The following is a 1,553-nucleotide window of genomic DNA, read 5'->3' as shown; positions in this document are numbered from 1 at the left end:
GGGCTGTGGTGGGCCTGCGCTGCGCAGGCCCCCGGGGCCCGGGGCGCCGTGCGGCTCAGCCCCGCAGCCGCCCAGGAGGCCACGACCGTCGGGGCCCGGCCGGCGCCCCTGGATGCCGCGGCCGCCCTGCGGCCGGACCCGACACGCACCCAGCGCAGCGTGGCCCAGGTGCGGCAGGCCCTGTTCGAGCGGGGGTCGCTGCGCGGCGTGCAGCCCGATGGCGGCTTCCGGCTGGATGCCCAGGGTCGGCTGCTGCCGGACCGCGCGGTGCGGCGGCGCTTCGACCAGTTGCTGAGCACCCTGGGCGAGGCCACCATCGAAGAGCTGGGCGCCCTGCTGCAGCAACAGGCCCGTGCCGAACTGGGCAGCGACGACGGCACCGCCCAGGTGATGGCGGTGTGGGAGCGCTACCTGCAGCTGCAACGCCAGCTCGCGCCCACGGGCACGGCCGGCCCGCCCTCGGCCGACAGCCTGACCCTGGCCCTGCAGGAGCGTGCGCGCCAGCGTCGGCTGGTGCTGGGCAACGATTGGGCCGAGGCTTTCTATGGCGACGAGGAGGCGGCCCTGCAGGCCCGCCTGAGCAACACCCCATCCCAGGCGTCCACGGGGGAACAGGCTGGCACCGCCCTGCCCGCCGCCGCCCATGCCCCGCAGCCGGGCGAGGATCTCACCGCGCTGCAACGTCAACGCGAGGCCACGCTGGGGCCGGAGGCCGCCGCGCGGCTGCAGGCCCTGGACCAGGCCCAGGCGGCCTGGGCCGAAAATATCCAGGCCACCCGGCGGGCGCTGACCCGGCTGCAGGGGGCGGCCGAGTTGTCGGCCTTGCAGCGTCAGCAGGCCATCGACCAGCTGATCGAGAGCCGCTTTGCGCCCGAGGACCGGCTGCGGGCCCGGGCCGTGCTGGGGCTGATCAGCCCTTGATCACCCGCCGGCGTCACTCCCCCAGATAAGCAGCCCGCACCTTGGGGTCGCTCAGCAGGTCCTGGGCCGGGCCGGTCATGCTGACCTCGCCGGAGTCCAGCACATAGCCCCGGTCGGCCAGGGCCAGCGCCCGGCTGGCGTTCTGCTCGACCAGCAGCATCGTCGTGCCCTGCGCGTGGATGGTCTGCACCACCTCGAAGATCTTGTCCACCATGATCGGGGACAGGCCCATGCTCGGCTCGTCGAGCAGCAGCACCTTGGGCCGCGCCATCAGCGCCCGGCCCATGGCCAGCATCTGCTGCTCACCGCCGCTCATCGTGCCGGCCAGTTGGTGGGCCCGCTCCTTCAAGCGCGGGAAGATGCCGAAGACCTTCTCGATGTCGGCCTCGACCTCGTCGTCCTGGCGCACATAGGCGCCCATCTGCAGGTTCTCCACGATGGTCATGCGCGTGAAGGTGCCCCGCCCTTCGGGGATCATCACCAGGCCCTGGCGCGCCAGGTCCCAGGCGCCCTGGCCCTTGATGCTCTTGCCCAGGAATTCGATGTCGCCCGCGGCCACCGGCTGCAGCCCGGTGATGGCCTTGAGCGTGGTGGTCTTGCCCGCGCCGTTGGCCCCGATCAGGCTGACCAGT

At 73.1% G+C, this 1,553-nt stretch carries 2 protein-coding genes; one reads left to right on the top strand and one right to left on the bottom strand.

All coding sequences use genetic code 11. The annotated features are described in order from the left end of the window. On the top strand, positions 1-921 hold a 921-nt coding region (locus tag I73_RS26905), incomplete at its 5' end, for a lipase secretion chaperone (protein ID WP_022980227.1). Between the two features lie 13 nt (positions 922-934). Here the strand turns inward: I73_RS26905 and I73_RS08545 are convergent. Beyond that, positions 935-1,553 (bottom strand): ABC transporter ATP-binding protein (locus I73_RS08545; RefSeq protein ID WP_026096477.1); only part of this gene is annotated, 619 nt, incomplete at its 5' end.

The sequence above is a fragment of the Ideonella sp. B508-1 genome, from assembly GCF_000333615.1.
Classification (GTDB): Bacteria; Pseudomonadota; Gammaproteobacteria; order Burkholderiales; family Burkholderiaceae_C; genus Ideonella.
Note: the sequence above shows the minus strand (reverse complement) of the source record. Positions and strands in the feature narration are given on the sequence as shown.